This is a genomic window from Klebsiella sp. C360, from assembly GCF_048822415.1.
Lineage (GTDB): Bacteria > Pseudomonadota > Gammaproteobacteria > Enterobacterales > Enterobacteriaceae > Klebsiella > Klebsiella quasipneumoniae.
Genome location: NZ_JBMEZZ010000001.1, coordinates 179,557 through 202,458, shown reverse-complemented (window position 1 = coordinate 202,458; position 22,902 = coordinate 179,557). Strand labels below are relative to the sequence as shown.

General features: G+C 57.5%; 23 protein-coding genes. 14 read left to right on the top strand and 9 right to left on the bottom strand.

Going from position 1 to position 22,902, the window contains the following annotated elements; translation table 11 throughout:
- Positions 1-89 precede the first annotated feature (89 nt).
- A complete protein-coding gene (gene sohB / locus ACOI7D_RS00930) occupies positions 90-1,136 on the top strand; it encodes a protease SohB (RefSeq protein WP_032429135.1) in 1,047 nt (348 codons plus the stop codon).
- A gap of 62 nt (positions 1,137-1,198) precedes the next feature.
- Here the strand turns inward: sohB and ACOI7D_RS00925 are convergent, their stop codons facing one another.
- A complete protein-coding gene (locus tag ACOI7D_RS00925) occupies positions 1,199-1,450 on the bottom strand; it encodes a YciN family protein (protein ID WP_002901761.1) in 252 nt (83 codons plus the stop codon).
- 406 nt (positions 1,451-1,856) lie between these two features.
- Between ACOI7D_RS00925 and topA the strand changes: the two genes are divergently transcribed.
- From topA to acnA, 4 genes are all read left to right on the top strand, one after another.
- Entirely contained in the window at positions 1,857-4,454 is a 2,598-nt protein-coding gene (gene topA / locus ACOI7D_RS00920) for a type I DNA topoisomerase (RefSeq protein WP_109547469.1), read from the top strand.
- A gap of 343 nt (positions 4,455-4,797) precedes the next feature.
- Positions 4,798-5,772 (top strand): HTH-type transcriptional regulator CysB, encoded by a 975-nt coding sequence (cysB, locus tag ACOI7D_RS00915; protein WP_004203875.1) that lies wholly within the window; start codon positions 4,798-4,800, stop codon positions 5,770-5,772.
- Positions 5,773-6,017: 245 nt separating this feature from the next.
- Complete coding sequence (locus ACOI7D_RS00910; RefSeq protein WP_002901776.1) at positions 6,018-6,185, top strand: YmiA family putative membrane protein; 168 nt, start codon at positions 6,018-6,020, stop codon at positions 6,183-6,185.
- 388 nt (positions 6,186-6,573) lie between these two features.
- Positions 6,574-9,246, top strand: a complete 2,673-nt coding sequence (acnA, locus tag ACOI7D_RS00905) for an aconitate hydratase AcnA (protein ID WP_023289335.1) — start codon at positions 6,574-6,576, stop codon at positions 9,244-9,246.
- A gap of 47 nt (positions 9,247-9,293) precedes the next feature.
- Here the strand turns inward: acnA and ribA are convergent, their stop codons facing one another.
- Complete coding sequence (gene ribA / locus ACOI7D_RS00900; RefSeq protein ID WP_023289336.1) at positions 9,294-9,896, bottom strand: GTP cyclohydrolase II; 603 nt, start codon at positions 9,894-9,896, stop codon at positions 9,294-9,296.
- Between the two features lie 163 nt (positions 9,897-10,059).
- Between ribA and pgpB the strand changes: the two genes are divergently transcribed.
- The 5 genes from pgpB to yciH all read left to right on the top strand — a co-directional run bounded on the left by pgpB (position 10,060) and on the right by yciH (position 13,702).
- Positions 10,060-10,827, top strand: coding sequence for a phosphatidylglycerophosphatase B (gene pgpB, locus ACOI7D_RS00895; protein WP_060591020.1), 768 nt, complete (start codon positions 10,060-10,062; stop codon positions 10,825-10,827).
- Positions 10,828-10,962: 135 nt separating this feature from the next.
- On the top strand, positions 10,963-11,271 hold the full coding sequence (locus ACOI7D_RS00890; RefSeq protein ID WP_023289338.1) for a LapA family protein: 309 nt from the start codon (positions 10,963-10,965) through the stop codon (positions 11,269-11,271).
- A 6-nt stretch (positions 11,272-11,277) separates the two neighbouring features.
- Positions 11,278-12,447 carry a lipopolysaccharide assembly protein LapB gene (lapB, locus tag ACOI7D_RS00885; RefSeq protein ID WP_060591018.1) on the top strand — a complete coding sequence of 390 codons (1,170 nt, stop codon included), beginning with the start codon at positions 11,278-11,280 and terminating at the stop codon, positions 12,445-12,447.
- A gap of 191 nt (positions 12,448-12,638) precedes the next feature.
- Entirely contained in the window at positions 12,639-13,376 is a 738-nt protein-coding gene (pyrF, locus tag ACOI7D_RS00880; RefSeq protein ID WP_023289339.1) for an orotidine-5'-phosphate decarboxylase, read from the top strand.
- Entirely contained in the window at positions 13,376-13,702 is a 327-nt protein-coding gene (yciH, locus tag ACOI7D_RS00875; RefSeq protein WP_002901782.1) for a stress response translation initiation inhibitor YciH, read from the top strand. The genes pyrF and yciH overlap by 1 nt, the downstream gene beginning before the upstream one ends.
- A 129-nt stretch (positions 13,703-13,831) precedes the next feature.
- Here the strand turns inward: yciH and osmB are convergent, their stop codons facing one another.
- The 3 genes from osmB to ACOI7D_RS00860 all read right to left on the bottom strand — a co-directional run bounded on the left by osmB (position 13,832) and on the right by ACOI7D_RS00860 (position 15,324).
- Positions 13,832-14,050, bottom strand: coding sequence for an osmotically-inducible lipoprotein OsmB (gene osmB, locus ACOI7D_RS00870; RefSeq protein ID WP_162543157.1), 219 nt, complete (start codon positions 14,048-14,050; stop codon positions 13,832-13,834).
- A 271-nt stretch (positions 14,051-14,321) separates the two neighbouring features.
- Entirely contained in the window at positions 14,322-15,071 is a 750-nt protein-coding gene (locus tag ACOI7D_RS00865) for a DNA-binding transcriptional regulator YciT (RefSeq protein ID WP_023289340.1), read from the bottom strand.
- 73 nt (positions 15,072-15,144) lie between these two features.
- Complete coding sequence (locus tag ACOI7D_RS00860) at positions 15,145-15,324, bottom strand: hypothetical protein (RefSeq protein ID WP_004203883.1); 180 nt, start codon at positions 15,322-15,324, stop codon at positions 15,145-15,147.
- Between the two features lie 25 nt (positions 15,325-15,349).
- Here ACOI7D_RS00860 and ACOI7D_RS00855 point away from each other — a divergent pair, with 25 nt between their 5' ends.
- Entirely contained in the window at positions 15,350-15,475 is a 126-nt protein-coding gene (locus ACOI7D_RS00855) for a hypothetical protein (protein ID WP_254915175.1), read from the top strand.
- A gap of 7 nt (positions 15,476-15,482) precedes the next feature.
- On the opposite strand, the gene ACOI7D_RS00850 is transcribed toward ACOI7D_RS00855, so the two are convergent.
- From ACOI7D_RS00850 to ACOI7D_RS00835, 4 genes are all read right to left on the bottom strand, one after another.
- Positions 15,483-17,417 carry an exoribonuclease II gene (locus ACOI7D_RS00850; RefSeq protein WP_065805819.1) on the bottom strand — a complete coding sequence of 645 codons (1,935 nt, stop codon included), beginning with the start codon at positions 17,415-17,417 and terminating at the stop codon, positions 15,483-15,485.
- A gap of 81 nt (positions 17,418-17,498) precedes the next feature.
- Positions 17,499-18,656 (bottom strand): CMD domain-containing protein, encoded by a 1,158-nt coding sequence (locus ACOI7D_RS00845; protein WP_087827906.1) that lies wholly within the window; start codon positions 18,654-18,656, stop codon positions 17,499-17,501.
- Positions 18,657-18,844: 188 nt separating this feature from the next.
- Complete coding sequence (fabI, locus tag ACOI7D_RS00840; RefSeq protein ID WP_023289343.1) at positions 18,845-19,633, bottom strand: enoyl-ACP reductase FabI; 789 nt, start codon at positions 19,631-19,633, stop codon at positions 18,845-18,847.
- 199 nt (positions 19,634-19,832) lie between these two features.
- Positions 19,833-20,375 (bottom strand): HutD family protein, encoded by a 543-nt coding sequence (locus tag ACOI7D_RS00835; RefSeq protein ID WP_050533921.1) that lies wholly within the window; start codon positions 20,373-20,375, stop codon positions 19,833-19,835.
- 209 nt (positions 20,376-20,584) lie between these two features.
- Here ACOI7D_RS00835 and ACOI7D_RS00830 point away from each other — a divergent pair, with 209 nt between their 5' ends.
- From ACOI7D_RS00830 to ACOI7D_RS00820, 3 genes are read left to right on the top strand one after another with little or no spacing between them, the layout of a single operon-like run.
- Positions 20,585-21,430: a transporter substrate-binding domain-containing protein gene (locus ACOI7D_RS00830; protein ID WP_023289345.1), complete on the top strand. Its 846-nt coding sequence runs from the start codon at positions 20,585-20,587 to the stop codon at positions 21,428-21,430.
- 11 nt (positions 21,431-21,441) lie between these two features.
- Positions 21,442-22,161, top strand: a complete 720-nt coding sequence (locus ACOI7D_RS00825) for an ABC transporter permease (protein ID WP_023289346.1) — start codon at positions 21,442-21,444, stop codon at positions 22,159-22,161.
- A gap of 9 nt (positions 22,162-22,170) precedes the next feature.
- Entirely contained in the window at positions 22,171-22,902 is a 732-nt protein-coding gene (locus ACOI7D_RS00820) for an ABC transporter permease (RefSeq protein WP_023289347.1), read from the top strand.

The window sequence follows — 22,902 nt, the reverse complement described above, 5'->3', positions numbered from 1 at the left end:
CTGCGCAGACGACACAAAGCACAAAGACTTCTCGCCAGGGGCTGATGTACACTGTGCAGCAACGTCAGTGCTTTACACAAGGTGAAAACGTGGAATTACTTGCTCAATATGGCTTGTTTTTAGCCAAGATCGCGACCGTTGTCGTCGCTATCGCGGTGATTGCCGCTATTATCGTCAACCTGGCCCAGCGCAAGAAGCAGCGCGGCGAGCTGCGGGTGACGAATCTTAGCGAGCATTATAAAGAGATGAAGGAGTCGCTGGCGGTGGCCCTGCTGGATGGCCCGCAGCAGAAGCAGTGGCATAAGTCGCAGAAGAAAAAGCAAAAGCAAGAGGCGAAGGCGGCGAAAGCGCGGGCGAAGCTGGGTAACGTGGAGCCGGAAGGCAAGCCGCGCGCCTGGGTGCTGGATTTCAAAGGCAGCATGGATGCCCATGAGGTCACCAGCCTGCGCGAAGAGATCACCGCGGTGCTGGCCGCGGCGAAAGCGCGCGATCAGGTGGTGATTCGTCTGGAAAGCCCCGGCGGGGTGGTGCACGGCTACGGGCTGGCTGCCTCTCAGCTGCAGCGCTTGCGTGACAAACAGATCCCGCTGACGGTGGCGGTCGATAAAGTGGCGGCCAGCGGCGGCTATATGATGGCCTGTGTGGCGAACAAAATTGTCTCGGCGCCGTTTGCGATCCTCGGCTCTATTGGCGTGGTGGCGCAGATCCCAAACCTGCACCGTTTCCTGAAGAACAAAGATATTGATATCGAACTGCACACCGCCGGACAGTACAAACGAACGCTCACTATGCTGGGTGAAAACACTGAAGAAGGACGGCGCAAGTTCCGCGAGGATCTCAATGAGACGCACCATTTGTTCAAGGATTTCGTTCATCGGATGCGCCCGGGCCTTGATATTGAGCAGGTGGCCACTGGCGAGCACTGGTACGGGGTACAGGCGCTGGAAAAAGGGCTGGTGGATGCGGTTGAAACCAGCGATGAGCTGCTGCTGGGATTAATGGAAAGCCATGAGGTGATCGGGGTGCGTTATCAACAGCGTAAGAAAATGCTCGATCGCTTCACCGGTAGCGCGGCGGAGAGTGCCGATCGACTGCTGCTGCGCTGGTGGCAGCGCGGACAGAAGCCGCTGATGTAGATGATAAAACGCGAGGCTCTGCCTCGCGTTCTCGTTTAGAGCGGTCTTAATCTACGCCGGTCTTAATCGACAAGGTGATATTTGTCCGACAGCTCATGGGCGAGGTACTTAAACATATTAAATACCGCTGTACTCTTTGGCGTCGGCAGACCCTGCTCATCAAGATAGAACTCACCGCTAAACACCAGGACATTGTTGCGCTGAACGACGTCGGTGGCTTCGATACCGGCTAACGTATCCTCATGTTCGCGAATAAGTTTGTTGGCTTTTTCGAGCAGCGTCTGGCGATCGATTGGTTGGGTTGTACCTTGCATAACGGACTCCTCTTTTTCTCCGGGCGTAGTTTACGCCGCGCGGCGGCGCGGGGCAAATTTTCCATGGACAAAACAGGGGTAATCGTAACCAGTGGAGAAACAGCCGTTTACTGGCGTGATTCGCTTTTGCATGCTAATAAAGTTGCGTAACGAATTTTATCAGGTACAGTGTGACGCTTTCGGCGATCTGGCAACAGATTTGCTTGACATTCGGCCAAAAATTCTTCGTGCTATGTCACCTGACGAAAAAAGGTCAGTAAACTCAAGTGCCTGGTTTTACGGAGTTGAAACAGGTGTTCTGGGTTGATATTCACCGACGGTGCCGCAACATATGAGGCAGTCGCCAGTGGAGGGTGTATGAATGTGCGATGTATTCCTGGATGAATCAAATTAGGTAAAGGTGAATATGGGTAAAGCTCTCGTTATCGTTGAGTCCCCGGCAAAAGCCAAAACGATCAATAAGTATCTGGGTAATGACTACGTGGTGAAATCCAGCGTCGGTCATATCCGCGATTTGCCGACCAGTGGATCAGCTTCCAAAAAGAGCACCGACTCTACCGCCACCAAAGGGGCTAAAAAGCCTAAAAAGGACGAACGTGGTGCTCTGGTTAACCGCATGGGCGTGGACCCATGGCATGACTGGAATGCGCATTATGAAGTACTTCCGGGTAAAGAAAAGGTAGTTTCCGAACTCAAACAGTTGGCGGAAAAAGCTGACCACATCTATCTCGCAACCGACCTTGACCGCGAAGGGGAAGCCATTGCCTGGCACCTGCGGGAAGTCATCGGCGGCGATGAGCAGCGTTACAGCCGCGTGGTGTTCAATGAGATCACCAAAAACGCCATTCGTCAGGCTTTCGAAAAGCCGGGCGAGCTGAATATCGATCGGGTTAACGCCCAGCAGGCGCGTCGCTTTATGGACCGCGTGGTGGGTTATATGGTTTCGCCGCTGCTGTGGAAAAAAATCGCCCGTGGTCTTTCTGCCGGGCGCGTGCAGTCCGTCGCTGTCCGCCTGGTGGTGGAGCGTGAGCGTGAAATCAAAGCGTTCGTCCCGGAAGAGTACTGGGAAGTTGATGCCAGTACCACCACGCCGGGCGGCGACGCGCTGCCGCTGCAGGTGACCCATAAGGATGATAAGCCATTCCGTCCGGTCAGCCGTGATGAGACGATGGCGGCGGTATCGCTGCTGGAAAAAGCCAGCTACAGCGTACTGGAGCGGGAAGACAAGCCGACCAGCAGTAAGCCGGGCGCGCCGTTCATCACCTCCACCCTGCAGCAGGCGGCCAGCACCCGTCTCGGCTTCGGCGTGAAAAAGACCATGATGATGGCTCAACGTCTCTATGAGGCGGGGCACATCACCTATATGCGTACCGACTCCACCAACCTGAGTCAGGACGCGCTGAACATGGTTCGCGGTTATATCAGCGATAAGTTTGGTAAAAAATATTTGCCGGAAAGCGCGAATCAGTACGCCAGCAAAGAAAATTCACAAGAAGCGCACGAAGCGATTCGTCCGTCTGATGTGAACGTGCTGGCGGAAACGCTGAAAGATATGGAAGCGGATGCGCAGAAACTGTATCAGCTGATCTGGCGCCAGTTTGTCGCCTGTCAGATGACGCCGGCGCAGTACGACTCCACGACGCTGACCGTGGCGGCGGGCGATTTCAAACTGAAAGCGCGCGGTCGTACCTTACGCTTCGACGGCTGGACCAAAGTGATGCCGGCCCTGCGCAAGGGCGATGAAGACCGGACCCTGCCGCTGGTCAAACAGGGCGACCAGCTGAGCCTGGTCGAGCTGACGCCTGCGCAGCACTTTACCAAGCCGCCGGCGCGCTTCAGCGAAGCCTCGCTGGTTAAAGAGCTGGAAAAACGCGGCATCGGCCGTCCGTCGACCTATGCCTCGATTATCTCCACCATTCAGGATCGTGGTTACGTGCGAGTGGAAAACCGTCGTTTCTACGCGGAGAAAATGGGCGAGATCGTCACCGACCGACTGGAAGAGAACTTCCGCGATCTGATGAACTACGACTTCACCGCGCAGATGGAAGATCGTCTCGATCAAGTGGCTAACCACCAGGCCGAGTGGAAAGAGGTGCTGAACCACTTCTTCGGCGATTTTACCACCCAGCTGGAGACGGCGGAGAAAGATCCGGAAGAGGGCGGCATGCAGCCGAACCCGATGGTGCTTACCAGCATCGACTGCCCGACCTGCGGCCGTAAAATGGGTATCCGTACCGCCAGCACCGGCGTTTTCCTCGGCTGTTCGGGCTATGCCCTGTCGCCGAAAGAGCGCTGCAAAACCACCATTAACCTGGTGCCGGAAAACGAAGTCCTCAACGTGCTGGAAGGCGATGACGCCGAAACTAACGCGCTGCGCGCCAAACGCCGCTGCCAGAAGTGCGGTACGGCGATGGACAGCTACCTTATCGATCCCAAGCGTAAACTGCACGTCTGCGGTAACAACCCGACCTGCGATGGCTATGAGATTGAAGAGGGCGAGTTCCGCATCAAGGGCTATGACGGTCCGGTAGTGGAGTGCGAGAAGTGCGGCTCCGAGATGCACCTGAAGATGGGGCGTTTTGGGAAGTACATGGCTTGTACCAACGACGAGTGTAAGAATACGCGTAAGATCCTGCGCAATGGGGAAGTGGCGCCGCCGAAGGAAGATCCGGTGCCGCTGCCGGAGCTGCCGTGTGAGAAGTCTGACGCCTATTTCGTACTGCGTGACGGGGCCGCGGGCGTCTTCCTGGCGGCCAACACCTTCCCGAAATCACGGGAAACGCGCGCGCCGCTGGTGGAAGAGCTGTACCGCTTCCGCGATCGTCTGCCGGAAAAACTGCGTTATCTCGCCGATGCGCCGCAGCAGGATCCGGAAGGCAATAAGACGCTGGTGCGCTTTAGCCGTAAAACGAAGCAACAGTACGTAGCGTCCGAAAAAGAGGGCAAAGCGACCGGCTGGTCTTCCTTCTTTATCGACGGTAAATGGACGGAAGCTAAAAAGTAACTGACCATTATCAGGCAGGAAAAGGGCGCTTTTCCTGCTCTGGCGGCCGGCAGGGGCCATGGATGCCTCTGCCGTGTCGTTTTCCTTTCTCTCCGCGCTTTTCACCCTCTTATAACCACCTATATTATTTTTCGTTACCGTCTATACAGTGTTGATATAAATGATATAGTGGTTATAGTTATTGCCTTTTTTATTATTAAAACGTCTTATACATCATCGCTTTCAGGATGCGTTGCGGCGCCACTATGGTCAACTGCCGGGAGGCCTGGCCTTCACCGGCGACAAGTTGCCTGAACGTAAAGTGTATTAAGCGGCTTCATTTTACGCGCAAACGGATATCAGCATGAAACTACAACAGCTTCGCTACATCGTTGAGGTGGTTAACCATAACCTGAATGTTTCATCCACCGCCGAAGGGCTTTATACCTCTCAGCCAGGCATCAGTAAGCAGGTGCGTATGCTGGAAGATGAGCTGGGCATCCAAATCTTTGCCCGCAGCGGCAAGCATTTGACTCAGGTGACGCCTGCCGGGCAGGAGATCATCCGTATTGCCCGCGAGGTGTTGTCGAAAGTCGATGCCATCAAATCTGTCGCCGGGGAGCATACCTGGCCGGACAAAGGGTCGCTGTACGTGGCGACCACCCATACCCAGGCGCGCTATGCGTTGCCCGGGGTGATCAAGGGCTTTATTGAACGTTATCCGCGGGTGTCGCTCCATATGCATCAGGGTTCGCCAACCCAGATCGCCGAAGCCGTGTCGAAAGGCAACGCCGACTTCGCCATTGCTACCGAAGCGCTGCATCTGTATGACGACCTGGTGATGCTGCCATGCTATCACTGGAACCGGTCGATCGTGGTGACGCCGGAGCATCCTCTGGCCTCCAGGGGCTCGGTATCAATAGAAGAGCTGGCGCAGTACCCGCTGGTGACCTATACCTTTGGCTTCACCGGCCGCTCCGAACTGGACACCGCGTTTAACCGTGCGGGCCTGACGCCGCGCATTGTCTTTACCGCTACCGATGCCGACGTCATTAAAACCTATGTTCGCCTGGGGCTGGGGGTGGGGGTGATTGCCAGCATGGCGGTAGATCCGGTCTCCGATCCGGACCTGGTGAAGCTGGATGCCAACGGTATTTTCAGCCACAGCACCACTAAAATAGGCTTCCGCCGTAGCACCTTCTTACGAAGCTACATGTATGATTTTATTCAACGTTTTGCACCCCATCTGACCCGGGATGTCGTGGATACCGCAGTGGCGCTACGGTCGAATGAAGATATTGAAGCGATGTTCAAAGATATAAAACTTCCGGAAAAATAACCCCGTTAAAAATAATGGCATTCCGTGTAAGGAGTGCCATTAACTATCATGGCCCTTATTTAACAACTTAAACCTCGAACCAATCACAAAATTAAGAATTTCTGATAACACGTTTTTCATAATGCCCGCCGCGATCAAATAACCGGTCAAATATATTCCATCAGGCCTAAATTCACTGGATTAATCGTTTATCCATAATTAAGATTTATCTGTACCTGATGATTTGAGCAATTGGTGGTGACAATATGATAAGTAATATCGATTACATGAAACTGGCGATGTCATACGAAAATGACAAAACCGAAATCGATCCCGTTCTGCGTAGTCGCGTATGGGGCGTAGTGTTGGTAGGGCTGGCGATGTTCTGGAGCATCATCGCGCTCACCATCTGCAACATCTGGATTGTCAGCTAAAGCTGTAGGTCATCGTTGTAGATACATGTCATTTTTATGACAGTGAAAGGAAACTGTAATATAAAATCAGTGACCGGCAATACAGGGAGAATATATTTTGCCGCGGGATTCATCCAACCTGAAATCAATCACAAGAGCTAATCGGCCAGCAGGTAATGATTAGCTCTTTTTTTGTCCTCGTGTACTAATACAATATCGCTTAAAAGACCTCTCTGCACTATTTTGGTGCTATTTCCTCTGCGCGTAGATAATTCCCTTTAACCCCTCTCCGTCACATCAGATTTAGCAATTTGGGTTGTTATCAAAGTGTTATGCCCAGCATGTGTTATCTTTAATGGAGACCCTGAGGAGAATCGGGGTATGCCATCCCTGAGATAAAGGAGGAGCTATGTCGTCAACCCTACGAGAAGCCAGTAAGGATACGCTGCAGGTTAACGCGAAAACCTGGCATTACTACAGTCTGCCGCTGGCGGAGAAGCAGCTGGGCGATCTCAGTCGACTGCCCAAGTCGCTGAAGGTGCTGATGGAGAACCTGTTGCGCTGGCAGGACGGTGACTCGGTGACTGAAGAAGATATTCGCGCCCTTGCCGGTTGGCTGCAGCAGGCCCATGCCGACAGGGAGATTGCTTATCGTCCGGCCCGCGTCCTGATGCAGGACTTTACCGGCGTACCGGCGGTGGTGGATCTGGCCGCCATGCGCGAGGCGGTGAAACGCCTGGGCGGCGATACCGCGAAGGTGAACCCGCTGTCGCCGGTCGACCTCGTGATCGACCACTCGGTGACGGTCGACCGCTTCGGCGATGACGAAGCCTTTGAAGACAACGTCCGCCTGGAAATGGAACGTAACCACGAACGCTACGCTTTTCTGCGCTGGGGGCAGCAGGCCTTCAGCCGCTTCAGCGTGGTGCCGCCGGGCACCGGGATTTGCCACCAGGTCAACCTGGAATATCTCGGACGGGCGGTGTGGAGCGAAGAGGTGAACGGGAAGTGGATGGCGTGGCCGGATACCCTGGTGGGCACCGACTCCCATACCACCATGATTAACGGGCTCGGCGTGCTGGGCTGGGGCGTGGGCGGGATTGAAGCGGAAGCCGCCATGCTTGGCCAGCCGGTGTCGATGCTGATCCCCGATGTGGTAGGCTTTAAGCTCAGCGGCAAATTGCGCGAAGGCATTACCGCTACTGACCTGGTCCTGACGGTCACCCAGATGCTGCGCCAGCACGGCGTGGTCGGAAAATTTGTTGAGTTCTACGGTGACGGTCTGGATACCTTGCCCCTGGCCGACCGCGCCACCATCGCCAATATGGCGCCAGAGTATGGCGCCACCTGCGGTTTCTTCCCGATCGATGACGTGACGCTCAGCTATATGCGCCTCAGCGGACGTAGCGAAGAACAGGTGGCGCTGGTGGAAGCCTATGCCAAAGCGCAGGGCATGTGGCGCCAGCCGGGCGATGAGCCGGTCTTTACCAGTACCCTGGCGCTGGATATGGGCAGCGTTGAAGCAAGCCTCGCCGGGCCGAAGCGGCCGCAGGATCGCGTGGCGCTCGGCGATGTGCCGAAAGCCTTTGCCGCCAGCGGCGAGCTGGAGGTTAACCACCTTCAGCGTCAGCGCCAGCCGGTGGCGTATACGCTGAACGGGCATCACTATTCGCTGCCGGATGGCGCTGTGGCCATTGCGGCGATCACGTCCTGTACCAACACCTCCAACCCCAGCGTGCTGATGGCCGCCGGCCTGCTGGCGAAAAAAGCCGTCGAACGCGGACTGCAGCCGCAGCCGTGGGTGAAAGCTTCTCTGGCCCCTGGCTCGAAAGTGGTGTCGGATTATCTGGCCCATGCCGGCCTGACGCCTTACCTCGACCAGCTCGGCTTCAATCTGGTGGGGTATGGCTGTACCACCTGTATCGGTAACTCCGGCCCGCTGCCGGAACCTATTGAAGAAGCAATCAAAAAAGGCGACCTCACCGTCGGGGCGGTGCTCTCCGGTAACCGTAACTTCGAAGGGCGTATCCACCCGCTGGTGAAGACCAACTGGCTGGCCTCGCCGCCGCTGGTGGTCGCTTACGCGCTGGCCGGGAACATGAACATCGATCTTACCCGTGAGCCGCTGGGGCAGGGCAGCGACGGCGAGCCGGTCTATCTGAGAGATATCTGGCCGAGCGGGGAGGAGATTGCCCGCGCGGTGGAACAGGTCTCCACGGAGATGTTCCGCAAAGAGTACGCGGAAGTGTTTTCCGGGACAGAGGAGTGGAAGGCGATCAAGGTGGAGGCGTCAGATACCTACGACTGGCAGGAAGATTCGACCTATATTCGCCTGTCGCCGTTCTTTGACGAGATGGGCATCGAGCCGCTGCCGGTGGAGGATATTCACGGCGCGCGGATCCTCGCCATGCTGGGCGATTCAGTGACCACTGACCACATTTCGCCGGCGGGAAGCATCAAAGCCGATAGTCCGGCAGGCCGCTATCTGCAGGAGCATGGGGTTGCCCGGCGCGACTTTAACTCCTACGGCTCCCGTCGCGGTAACCATGAGGTGATGATGCGCGGCACCTTCGCCAATATCCGCATCCGCAACGAAATGGTGCCGGGGGTGGAAGGGGGCATGACCCGCCATCTGCCGGACCGCGAACCGGTGGCGATCTACGATGCAGCGATGCTATATAAAGCTGAGGGCATACCGCTGGCGGTGATTGCTGGTAAGGAGTATGGCTCAGGTTCCAGTCGCGACTGGGCGGCGAAGGGGCCGCGCCTGCTGGGGATCCGGGTGGTGATCGCTGAGTCCTTCGAACGTATCCACCGCTCCAACCTGATCGGGATGGGGATTCTGCCGCTGGAGTTCCCGCAGGGCGTCACCCGTAAAACGCTACAGTTGACCGGCGAAGAGCGGATTGATGTCAGTAACCTGCAGTCACTGCAGCCCGGCGCCACGGTGCCAGTGACCCTCACCCGCGCTGACGGTTCGCAGGAGGTGATCGCCTGCCGGTGTCGTATCGACACGGCGACCGAACTCACCTACTACCGCAACGACGGCATTTTGCACTACGTCATCCGCAATATGCTGTAAAACGAAGGGCCAGCATCGCTGGCCCTCTCTTAACGCTGCCGCCGGTATTATTCCGCCGGCTTGCTGTTCAGCAGATGGCCCATCTTGGCGGCTTTGGTGTCCAGATAGTGGGCGTTTTTCGGGTTGCGCCCGACGATCAGCGGAACGCGCTCCACAATGTTAATCCCGGCTTCGCTGAGGATTTCCACTTTTTTCGGGTTGTTGGTTAACAACCGCACTTGCTCAACGTTGAGCAGCTTGAACATATCGGCGCACAGGGTGAAGTCGCGTTCATCGGCGGCGAAGCCTAGCTGATGGTTCGCTTCGACAGTGTCATAACCCTGATCCTGCAGCGCGTAGGCGCGGATCTTATTCAATAAACCAATGTTGCGACCTTCCTGACGATGATAGAGCAGGATCCCCCGGCCTTCTTCGGCGATATGCGACAGGGCCGCCTCCAGCTGAAAGCCGCAATCACAGCGCAGGCTAAACAGGGCATCGCCCGTCAGACATTCTGAATGGACGCGGGCGAGCACCGGCGACTGCCCTGAAATATCGCCGTATACCAGCGCGACATGATCCTGTCCGGTTGCCAGTTCTTCAAAACCCACCATCAGGAAATCGCCCCAGGGGGTTGGCAGTTTGGCTTCTGCCACACGTTTAAGCTGCATGTGATTCTCCAGATTCTGTCAGCACCTGAATGTGCTTTCTGTTTACCGCTATTTTGCCACAACGCCGGGACGTTCTCCTAATCACGAACGGTTAGCCGCGCGGAAAGCGCACAAACGATCTACTTTCCGCTATGATGTTCATCTACAAGGAGAAGGAGAGAAAATGCTGTTGATTGCCCGACGAACCGCTCTCGCGGCGGCGCTGCTGCTGGTCATGCCCCTCACGGTCTGGCTGTCTGGTTGGCTGTGGCAGCCAGGACTGCCGGTGGTATGGCTGAAAAGCCTCTGGTGGGTGACGGAAACGGTGACCCAGCCGTGGGGAATTATCACCCATGTTGTGCTGTGCGCCTGGTTTCTCTGGTGCCTGCGCTTTCGCCTGCGCGCGGCGCTGATCCTGTTCCTCATTCTTGCCGCCGCCATCCTGGTGGGACAGGGGACCAAATCCTGGGTCAAGGCGCGGGTTCAGGAGCCGAGACCGTTTGTCATCTGGCTGGAAAACACCAGGCAGGTGCCGGTGACGCAATTCTACGCGTTAAAGCGCAAAGAACGCGCTAAACTGGTGCATGAGCAGCTGGCGCAGGCGCAGGACATCCCGCCGTTTTTACGCAAACACTGGCAGAAAGAGACCGGGTTTGCATTCCCGTCAGGCCATACGATGTTCGCCGCCAGCTGGGCGCTGCTCGCTGCCGGGCTGCTGTGGCCGCGTCGGCGCTGGGGCACGATCGCGGTACTGCTGGCGTGGGCGACGGCGGTGATGGGGAGTCGCCTGGCGCTCGGTATGCACTGGCCGCTGGATCTCATCGTCGCTACGCTGATCTCCTGGCTGCTGGTCACGGTGGCCTGCTGGCTGACGCAGCGTCTTTGCGGGCCGCTTTCGCCGCCGGGGGAAGAGGCGCAGGATATTAAAAAACGGATGCCTGAAGCGGAATAATGTTGATTTTAGCGGCATCCGACCGCATATCCTGTCGAGTTGCCGTGCTTTTTCGTTCCACCGCTGCGGCGAAAATGATACTTTATAGGGCTGAAAGCGGGCTTTTTACGCGCAACCCACAGAACGGGAAGTCATGTGAAATATTTACTCATTTTCTTACTGGTGTTAGCAATCTTCGTCATTTCAGTGACGCTGGGGGCGCAGAATGACCAACAGGTCACTTTCAACTATTTGCTCGCTCAGGGTGAATTCCGCATTTCGACGCTGCTGGCGGTGCTGTTCGCTGCGGGCTTTGCCATCGGCTGGCTGATCTGCGGCCTGTTCTGGCTGCGGGTGCGCGTCTCGCTGGCGCGCGCGGAGCGGAAAATTAAGCGCCTTGAGCACCAGATTGCTCCTGTCAGCCCGGCGGCTGTCGAGGCAGGCGTGCCTGCGGTGAAGGAATAACCTCTTATGCTGGAGTTGTTGTTTCTGCTTTTACCCGTTGCCGCCGCCTACGGCTGGTACATGGGGCGCAGAAGTGCACAACAGTCCAAACAGGACGACGCGAGCCGCCTGTCACGGGATTACGTGGCGGGGGTAAACTTTCTGCTTAGCAACCAGCAGGATAAAGCCGTCGATCTGTTCCTTGATATGCTGAAAGAGGATACCGGCACCGTTGAGGCCCACCTGACCCTCGGCAACCTGTTCCGCTCGCGCGGCGAGGTCGACCGCGCGATCCGTATTCACCAGAGTCTGATGGAAAGCGCGTCGCTCACCTACGACCAGCGCCTGCTGGCGGTGCAACAGCTGGGGCGCGACTATATGGCCGCCGGGCTGTATGACCGCGCGGAAGATATGTTCAAACAGCTGGTGGATGAGACCGATTTTCGCCTCGGCGCGCTGCAGCAGCTGCTGCAGATCTACCAGGCGACCAGCGACTGGCAGTCGGCTATCGAGGTGGCTGAAAGGCTGGTGAAGCTGGGGAAAGAGAAGCATCGTGGCGAAATCGCCAACTTTTGGTGCGAACTGGCCCTGCAGCAGATGGCGGCCAACGATCTGGATAAGGCGATGGCGCTGTTGAAGAAAGGCGCTGCCGCGGACCGCAACAGCGCCCGGGTTTCGATCATGATGGGCCGGGTGTGGATGGAGAAGGGCGACTACACCAAAGCGGTGGAGAGCCTCGAGCGGGTTATCGATCAGGATAAAGAGCTGGTGGGTGAGACGCTGGAGATGCTGCAGACCTGCTACCAGCAGCTCGGCAAAGCCGATGAATGGGAAGTTTTCCTGCGCCGCTGTGTGGAGGAGAACGCCGGGGCGACCGCCGAACTGATGCTGGCGCAGATCCTTGAGCAGCGGGAAGGGGTCGAAGCGGCGCAAAACTACGTGACCCGGCAGCTTGAGCGCCACCCGACCATGCGCGTTTTCCATAAGCTGATGGACTACCATCTCAACGAAGCGGAAGAAGGGCGGGCGAAAGAAAGCCTTGGGGTGCTGCGAAACATGGTCGGCGAACAGGTGCGCAGCAAACCGCGCTACCGTTGTCAGAAATGCGGCTTTACCGCTCATACTCTGTACTGGCATTGTCCTTCCTGCCGCTCCTGGGCGACCATCAAACCTATTCGCGGCCTCGACGGCCAGTAAGGTCAAAAAAAACAGACGATTTAGTTACAACATACTTATCATTTCTTTCCCGTCACCGCCTGCAGCCCCGGCATCGCCATCGGCCGCGCAGGGCAAAACAGCAGCCTGTTATTTTGTTAGCTTCACAGGTAGAATGCTGCCCGTTTACCTTTTTTGCGCCCTCTGGCGCCCATCAACACTAAGGTCTGGTCATGACGTCAACAGCTATCCCATCTTCCCGCGCTGTCACTTCCTCTCCCGTTGTGGTTGCGCTCGACTATGATAATCGCGATAAAGCGCTGGCATTTGTCGACCGCATCGACCCGCGCGACTGCCGCCTGAAGGTGGGCAAAGAGATGTTCACCCTGCTGGGACCGCAGTTTGTCCGCGATCTGCATCAGCGTGGGTTTGAGGTGTTCCTGGACCTTAAGTTTCACGATATTCCCAACACTACCGCCCGCGCGGTGGCGGCCGCTGCCGAGCTTGGCGTATGGATGGTGAATGTCCATGCCTCCGGCGGCGCGCGGATGATGACCGCGGCACGCGAAGCGCTGCTGCCCTTTGGTCAAGACGCGCCGCTGCTCATCGCCGTCACCGTCCTCACCAGCATGGAGTCCAGCGACCTGCAGGATCTGGGCATTACCTTATCCCCGGCTGACTACGCGGCGAAGCTGGCGGCGCTGACCCAACGCTGCGGCCTCGACGGGGTGGTGTGTTCAGCTCAGGAGGCGGTACGCTTTAAGCAAGAGCTGGGGCAGGCGTTCAAGCTGGTCACCCCGGGTATCCGTCCGCAGGGCAGCGACGCTGGCGATCAGCGGCGGATCATGACTCCCGAGCAGGCTCAGGCGGCAGGGGTGGACTATATGGTTATTGGCCGCCCGGTTACCCAGTCGACCGATCCAGCCGCGACGCTGCGGGCGATCAACGATTCTCTGCGCAAGGGGGCATAATGAGCGATTCCAACAGCCGTCTGGTCTACTCCACCGAAACCGGGCGTATCGACGAGGCGAAACCGGCGCCGGTGCGCCCGAAAGGCGACGGTATTGTGCGGATCCAGCGCCAGACCAGCGGCCGCAAGGGCAAAGGCGTCTGTCTGATTAGCGGAATTGATGCCGACGATGCGGCGCTCACTGCGCTGGCGGCAGAGCTGAAGAAGAAATGCGGCTGCGGCGGCGCGGTGAAAGATGGCGTGATCGAGATCCAGGGCGACAAACGGGATTTACTGAAGTCGCTGCTCGAGGCGAAAGGGATGAAGGTGAAGTTAGCCGGCGGCTAATCGTTATTTCAACCCTAATTAATGGCCTGGTGAAATAACAAGGCCGCGGTGAATGCCGCGGCCTTGAATGTTTTAACGTGCGTAAGTCAATTCGTGTGAATTATTCTTTTATTTCGTCAGATAAATATATTATTTGCCGACCTGGTGACCAATAATACCACCGACTGCTGCGCCACCCAGGGTACCGAGTGCGCTACCGTCAGTTAACACCGCACCGCCGATGGCGCCGGCACCTGCGCCGATAGCAGTGTTACGATCGCGTTTAGACATGTTAGAGCAAGCGCTCAGAGACATTGCTACAGTGACAGCCAGAACAATAGCAGCCATTTTTTTGCTCGTTGAAGTCATCATTTTTTTCTCCTGAATAATCTATTCATGGATTACAGCGCTCCTGTAAGCATAGCCTGATAAAGCAGCTTTAGGGCAATTCCATGAAGTTAGGGTGCGCAGGTATCACGAAAATCACGCAGGTGATAGTCACTTCCTGTTATATCGCTAATAATAATTTTACTTTTTTTAAAATTTAGCGTCAGGTAAAAAGTCTTAATTACCGGCTCGGAATACTCTCAGAGCGTTAATGCGCCCGTCCGACGCTTGGCTGGGACGGGGCGGAGACACATCAGACGTAGGGTACAATATCCACAGTCAGGCCGCTGCGCAGCAACTGCTCACGGCAGTCGTTCGGCAGACGATCGTCGGTGATAACACGATTGAAGCGGCCGGCTGGCCCAAGCGGATAGGGATGCACCGCGCTGAATTTTGAGCTATCGCTGAGGATAATCGCTTCGCAGTGCTTCTCCAGAACGGCGTTAACCACGTCCGCACGCATCATATCGCGACCGGTAAAGCCGGTTTCCGCCTGCCAGCCATCGATCCCGATAAAGGCTTTACTGAAATGCACCTGCTGGATGAACTGGCGGGTCAGTGGGCCAACCATACTTTCACTGCGTTTCTGGTAAATCCCGCCCAGCAGGATCACCTCTCCCGGCGTCTCTTTCAGCAGATGGGCGATATAGCTGCTGACGGTGATGATGGTGATATCGCCGCGTTCGGCCAGGGTGCGCGCCAGCAGGGCGTTGCTGCTGCCGTTTTCGATAAATACCGTTTCGCCGGCATTCACCAGCGCCGCGGCGCGGCTGGCCAGTTCACGCTTAATGGCGAAATGGGTCATCATGCGGGTTTCGACATCTTCACTGTCCAGTGGGACGGCGTAGCCATGGGTACGGCGCAGATAGCTCTGCTTCTCCAGCAGGTTCAGATCCTGACGGATGGTGACCTCTGAAACTCCGGTCATCTTCGCCAGATCGGCGACGCTCATGCGGCCTTTATCGATGACCACTTGCAAAATACTTTGTTGTCGGGCGTTCATAGCAACATCACTGTTAGGGGGCTATACGGCGAGCAACCGGTCAGCATCGCCGGTTGCGGCATGTGGGCGATAATCAGATTTCCCAGGGCGCTTTGGGTGGTTTGTTTTGCTCGGCGTCGTCTGCCGCCAGCGCCAGCAGCTCCGCTTTGAGGATCTCCAGATTATGGATCGCAGAGTGGTAATCACCGGCAACCAGAATATCCAGCACGGTATCGATACGTTGGGCGAGCAGGTGGGCATTCACATCTGACATGGCATTATCCTGGTAACAAAAACGAATGAAATCAATGATGCTAAAAATGGGTGAAAAAGAGAAGCGAAAAAAACGCACTACCTTAATCGGCGCGACGGAAATGGCGGGACAGGGAGGAAAGAAGGAGCGGTTCCCGGAGGAACCGCTGTGATGAGACGTCAGGCAGCCGGACGAGCAATGATGCTACGAGTTTCCATGCGGACTTCAGCGATAGTGACATCGATAACATCGGTCACTTTGTAGACCACTTCTCCCTTGATCTGCACGGTGCCGTTTTCCTGGCTGCAGACCAGTTCGTCGCGCACGGCGTGAAGGAACGGGGCCGGAATAAAGGCGACCGCGCCATTGTCCACCAGACGCACGCGCATCCCGCCGCGGCTGATGTCGATGATCTCCGCCGCAAAGCGGGTATCGGTGCCGGCTTTATCGTTGAGGAAACGGGCATACAGCCAGTCGGCGACATCGCGTTCGGCCATGCGGTTGAGACGACGGCGCTCCGCCATCTGCACGGTGGCTTCATCCTGCGGGCGCGCAATGGTTTCGCCTTTGATGATGGCCTTAAGCAGACGGTGGTTGATCATGTCGCCATACTTACGGATCGGCGAGGTCCAGGTGGCGTAGGCCTCAAGACCGAGACCAAAGTGCGGGCCCGGCTCGGTGCTGATTTCAGCAAACGACTGGAAACGACGTATGCGGCTGTCGAGGAAACCGGTCGGCTGGGCGTCCAGTTCGCGGCGCAGCTTGCAGAAACCTTCCAGGGTGAGCACTTCCGTCGGATCAACGTGTACGTCGTGGGTCTTCAGCAGGGCAGCCAGCTGTTCGGTATTCGCCGGGTCGAAGCCGGTGTGGACGTTATAAACGCCGAAGCCGAGCTTGTCGCGCAGAACGCGGGCGGCACAGATGTTGGCGGCGATCATCGACTCTTCGACAATACGGTTGGCAATACGACGCGGTTCCGCGACGATGTCCAGCACTTCGCCTTTTTCGCCGAGGACGAAACGGTAATCCGGGCGGTCTTTAAACACCAGCGCGTGGGTCTGACGCCATTCGCTGCGACGCTGACACACGTCCTTCAGCAGCGTAATTTGCTGCGCGATCGCCTCGCTGCCCGGCTGCCAGCTGCCGCGGCCTTCCAGCCAGTCAGAGACGTCGTCATAGGCCAGCTTGGCTTTCGATTCGATGGTGGCGGCAAAGAACTCGATGTTGTCTTCAATGGTGCCATCGGCCGCCAGGGTCATCCGGCAGGCCAGCACCGGGCGCACTTCATCGGCACGCAGGGAACACAGGTCGTCTGACAGTTCGCGCGGCAGCATCGGGATGTTGAAGCCCGGCAGATAGTTGGTAAAGGCGCGTACTTTTGCGGCGTTGTCCAGCTTGCTGCCTTCGGCAATCCATGCGGTCGGGTCAGCGATCGCCACCGTCAGCAACAGTTTGCCGTCGGCGCCAGATTCGACATACAGCGCATCGTCCATATCTTCGGTGCTGGCGCTGTCAATGGTGACGAAGTCGAGGGCGGTCAAATCGCGGCGTGTCAGCCCTTCGTCAAGCATCTCGGTGGCGACGCCGTCCGGTGCCTCTTTTTCCAGATTATGGCGCGCCAGTGTCACCCACCACGGGACGAAGTGGTCGTCGCTGAAGGTGATGAACTGGGTCAGCTCCGCGTAAAATCCGCGGTCGCCTTTTAACGGATGACGGCGCATTTCAGCGACGGCCCAGTCACCCTGTTTGAAATCATGCTCAACGCCACGGGCGGCGCGGCAGGGAATGGCGTCTTTCAGCAGCGGATGGTCAGGAACGATAGCGAGGCGATCGTCTTTTTTCTGGATTTTACCGACGAAACGGGTCAGGAAAGGCTCAACCAGCGATTCCGGCTCGGCGCTTTCGCGTTCTTTTTCAGAATGGATCACCGCAACGATACGGTCGCCATGCATCACTTTTTTCATCTGCGGCGGCGGAATGAAGTAGCTCTTCTGAGCGTCCACTTCGAGGAAGCCAAAGCCCTTTTCCGTGCCCTTAACGACCCCTTCCGCGCGCGGCGTTTGGGAATGCAGTTGCTGTTTAAGCTGCGCTAGCAGCGGGTTATCCTGAAACATAATTAGGTATTTTCGTGGCTAAAAGAGCGGCTGACATTTTTACGCGATTATGCCTGTCGCAGCAAGCGCTGTTTCAGCAATTTACGTCTGCTGACGCACATTGCCGAGGGCGATTTTCAGACGATTCATCCAGCCGCACAGCCCGCTCCAGGTTAACAGATCGATCGCTTGTTCCGCTGAGAGTCCATATTCGCCGAGGGGTGTTAACTGGGCGGCGCTAAACCGGTCCGGGGAGCGGGTTAACAACTGTACCGCGGTAACGAGCGCGCGCGACTGAGGATGCTGCCCAAGCCAGCGATGGAGAGCCTGATCGCCCTCCCGTAAATGGCTGGCGAACGCTTCTTCACCGTGCCAGTGGGGGAGCCAGGCGTCAAAACAGGTGGCGCTGCCATTGGTGCGCGCGGTGAGTAAGGCGACCTGCGGGCCAAAGGTATCGTTGCCGCTGAGCTGGCGTAACAGCGTCTCCAGCGGCGCCATCAACTGCGGGTCGCAGGCCAGCAGCGGAGCCAGCGGGCCCAGGCCGGGCAGCGACTGCCAGCTGGCGATGCGCCGCTGGCGCTCGTCATCGGCATACTGCAGATCGGGATCTTCTATGTCGGTTTGCCACTCTCCCGGCGGGATGGCGAACAGGCCGGCGGGCGCCTCCTCTTGCTGCGGCATGCCGGGGATCCAGCGCACCGGGAAGCCCTGCGCCGCCTGCAGCACGGCAATCGCCCGCGCCTGGAAGCCGACGAAACCGATAATCTGGTTGATCAGGATAATATCCCGGCTGGTCAGGCCCACTTCGTCCAGCTGGCTGCGGGAAAGGGCGTTAATGACGGAGGGTGAACCGGCGAGCTGACGAGCGTATTGGGTGATCTGCGCCAGACGACGGTTGCTCTCGCGCGAAGAGTCGGGCCCCGGCAGGGGCGCCAGGCGGGCGGCATAGTGGTTACACAGCCGCTGGACGCCGTAGACCTGGGCGACGGTCAGCGCAGTGCTCAGGCGATCGTAGGCGGTAAAGGTTTGCAGGCGGCTTACCGCCACCTGGTCGGGAAACAGACGCTCGGCGAGCTGGCGCGCGGGGCGTAGCCAGCCTGTGTGGGCGTGTAGCCAGGCGTCCGGCAGCGTCAGGTCCAGCAAAAAGCGGTCTTCAACATGGGCGGCTTCAGGGACGAGCGGCAGGACATCCACCGGGCAGATTGTTGACTGGGTTTCGTGATACCAGTGGTTTTTGCCATTCACGCGGCGTGGCTCCATGGGCTTTCCTTGTTCGGTATGTGGCGAACCGCCGTTCCGCGGATCGTTTATGCAGAACTATCCTGGCGTAACCCGGAAGCAGGAGAAAATATTGATACGTGCTAACAAATAGCCGATTGGAATAACAGGGGGAGCGCAAGGCCTGGGAAGGGAAAACCCTCCTCACCGGGGCGAGGAGGGGAAGGAGCTTATTTCAGTTCCAGCTCGTTCATAGCGGCGATGCTGAACCCGCCATCAACGTGAACGACTTCACCGGAGATACCGGCAGACAGGTTGGAGCACAGGAAGGCTGCGCTGTTACCCACGTCTTCAATGGTGACGGTGCGACGGATCGGGGTGACCGCTTCGCAGTGCGCCAGCATTTTACGGAAATCTTTGATACCGGACGCGGCCAGGGTACGGATCGGACCGGCGGAGATAGCGTTGACGCGAACGCCTTCCGGACCCATCGCGTTCGCCATATAGCGCACGTTCGCTTCCAGAGAGGCTTTCGCCAGACCCATCACGTTGTAGTTCGGGATCGCGCGCTCGGCGCCCAGGTAGGAGAGCGTCAGCAGAGCAGAATCCGGGTTCAGCATCGTGCGGCAGGCTTTAGCCATCGCCACGAAACTGTAGGCGCTGATGTCGTGCGCGATTTTGAAACCTTCGCGGGTGACCGCGTTGACGTAGTCGCCGTCTAACTGGTCAGCCGGGGCATAACCGATAGAGTGGACGAAACCATCGAATTTTGGCCAGACTTTTTCCAGCTCGGTGAACAGCGCGGTGATGCTCTCATCTTCAGCAACGTCGCACGGCAGCACAATGTCAGAACCCAGCGCGGCAGCAAACTCTTCAACGCGACCTTTCAGTTTTTCATTCTGATAGGTGAATGCCAGTTCCGCGCCTTCGCGGTGCATTGCCTGCGCAATACCGTAGGCGATGGACAGTTTGCTGGCGACGCCAGTGATCAAAATGCGCTTACCGGAAAGAAAACCCATAGCTTTAATCCTTATCGTTATTGCTTATTTTTACTTTAACAATCATAACGTTAACATTGTTATTTCAAAATAACTCAAATTTAGCCGGGAATTATATCCCACTGACGACCCCTTGTGTCACGATATTTTTCAGCCGGCCCGCGCCGCGCGGGGCAAAAGCCGATCGCGATGGCTCAAGTATACCATTTTTCTCTGCTGACTATTTGAGCGCAATCGCCGCCAGCAGCAGACGCCCATCGGCGCTGAGAGGCCGCAACTCCCCCGGAGCGTCGCCGTGCCAGCAGAGCCCGCTGCCGACGGCGCAGCGCCGTCCGGCCAGATCCCATTCACCCTGCAGTACATAAGCAACCCCGTTAGTGGCCGGTCGCTGCCGGTCGCTCACCACTTCAACCTGCGCGAGGGCTCGCCCGCGCTGGGTCATGACATTGAAGTCCAGTCCAGGCTCAACGATCCCGACGCTGGACAGCGCCCATTCGCCGGGAAACGCCCACGGCTGCCAGCGCGCCAGCGGATGGTCGATCTCCTCCCCGCGCAGCCGTAGCGGTTGCCCCGCCAGCAGGACGATCGTCCGGTCGACGCCGGGAAAAGGGGAGAATGGGCCATCGGCCTGCAGGGTGGCAATGCTCGCGCGCCAGAGAAAAGGCGCATCTACGGAAGGAACGGCGATAATTTCCCGGGTGGCGCCAGCGCCGTTCTTCCATGGCGTGACGGGCAAGGTAGCGTAATCAAAATAGGTGATCATAGTTTGCTCGGCGGAAGTCGGAAGTGGATAGTATTTGTTACACTCCTGTCTCAATGTTCTTACAAATTATTTACAACAGGGCTCACAAATCCATCATTGAGCGCGTGTGCGGGTTTGTCAATGCTTGTATATACATGAGCAGTCATCTGCGAATTATCTTATCGCCTTGACCAGAGCCATCATGACAAAACGCGATCGGGAGAATGAAAATGCAACAGCGTATTACTTTCCGCCAGGCCTGCCTGGTCACCCTGTTTTCGGGGCTACTGCTGTCTGGTGGCTCAACATACGCTAAAGAGTGGAAATCGATCACCATCGCTACGGAAGGCGGCTATGAACCCTGGAATCTGACGCTTCCCGGCGGGAAACTCAGCGGTTTCGAGCCCGAGCTTATGGCGAATTTATGCCAGCGGATGCAGATCGAATGCAAACTGGTGGTGCAGAACTGGGATGGCATGATTGCCGGACTTAACGCCGGAAAATATGACGTGATCATGGATGCTATCGTCGTCACCCCAGAGCGCTCGAAGGTCGTGGCGTTTACCCAGGCATACGCAGCCACGCCGGCCTCTTTCATTGCGGTAAAAGGGTCGCTGCTACCGCCTTCGCCGGCGGTCAAGCTTCATGATAATGAGAAAGAGATTCAGGCGGCGATTGCGCCGCTGCGCGCGGCGTTGAAAGGGAAAACCATCGGCATCGCGTCCGGCACCGTGTACACGCCGTTTATTGATAAGTATTTCAAGGATATCGCTGATGTCCGGGAATATAACAACTCAGCGGATGCGATCCTCGACCTGCAGGCTGAGCGCATCGACGCGGTGTTTGATGATATTACCTTTGCCAACACCACCCTGTCGCGCCCGGAGAATAGCAATCTGGCATTGAGCGGTCCGCTGATGAGCGGCCCAATCTGGGGAGGCGGTGAGGCGATGGGCGTGCGCCTCGCCGATACCGAACTCAAAGCGAAACTGGATAGCGCCATTCAGGCGGCGCTGGCCGATGGGACGGTAAAAAAACTGAGTGAGAAATGGTTTAAAAGCGACGTGACTCCCTGAGCGAGGCAACCATGTTAAATCTTCTGAGTTTGGGTGAAAACGGGTGGGGGACGCTGATCCTCAGCGCAACGCTGACTACGTTGCTGCTGTCGCTCGCGGCGCTGGCCGTCGGTGCGGGGGTGGGCGGCGTTATCGCCGCCGCGAAGCTGTCCCGCCACGCGCCAGCGCGCTGGTTCGGCGCCGCCTGGTCGGTGGTATTCCGCGGTATCCCTGAATTACTGGTGATCTATCTGTTTTATTTTGGCGGCTCAGGGATGATTTCATGGCTGGGGCGCCTGTTTGGCGCAGACGGCTTTATTGAGGTTCCGCCATTTCTGATTGGCGCTCTGGCGATTGGCTTGATCTCCTCCTCGTATCAGGCGGAAGTCTACCGTGCTGCTCGTCTGGCGCTGATGCCCGGTGAAGTGGAGGCGGCTTCCGCCATTGGCATGCCGCGCTGGCGGATCCTGCAGCGCATCCTGTTGCCGCAGATTGTCCGTTATTCGCTGCCGGGTTTGTCCAACGTCTGGCAAATGAGCCTCAAAGACTCGGCGCTGGTATCGGTGACCGGGATGGTTGAACTGATGCGCGCCAGCCAGATTGCCGCTGGCTCTACCCGCGATTATTTCCTGTTCTATCTCATCGGCGGCGGCTGCTATTTGATCCTGACGCTGCTCTCTAACCGCGCGTTTACCCGGGCGGAGAGCCGTCTGAACCGCGCCTGGCTGCGTCGCAGCGCCGCGCAGGCGTAAGGAGCCCATATGATTATCGATTTTGCCTTTCTCGGTGAGACGTTGTTGAAGCTCGGCGCGGCGCTGCCGGTGACGCTGGGGCTCTTTATCTGCTCTTTTTTGCTCGGCGGCGTGTTGGCTCTTGGCGTTCTGGCGCTGCGAATGAGCCGCTGGCCGCTGGCAAGCGGTTTCGCCAAAGGCTATATCCTGATCTTTCGCGGTTCGCCATTGCTGATCCAGTTGTTTCTCATTTATTACGGGCTGGGTCAGTTTGGGGTGATCCGCCACAGTTTCCTGTGGCCGCTGCTGCGCGAACCCTTTATCTGCGCCGTTCTGGCGCTGGCGCTCTGTACGGCGGCCTATACCGCGGAAATTCTGCGCGGCGGGTTGCTGGCGATACCGCCGGGCCAGATTGAAGCCGGCCAGGCTTGCGGTATGTCGCGCTGGCTGCTGCTGCGGCGGATCATTGCCCCGGTGATGCTGCGCTATGCGCTGCCAGCCTACTCCACGGAGGCCATTTTATTGGTCAAGTCGACGGCGCTGGCAAGCCTGGTGACCGTCTGGGACGTCACGGGGGTGGCCCAACAGATTATTCAGCGTACCTACCGGACGATGGAGGTATTCCTCTGCGCGGCGGCCATCTACCTGCTGCTCAATTTCATCATTGTGCAGCTGTACGCCCTGCTTGAACGGCGTTTAACCCCGCATACCCGGCAAAATCCGGCGACCGTGTCGCTCAAGCCGATAACCAAAGGAGAGTAA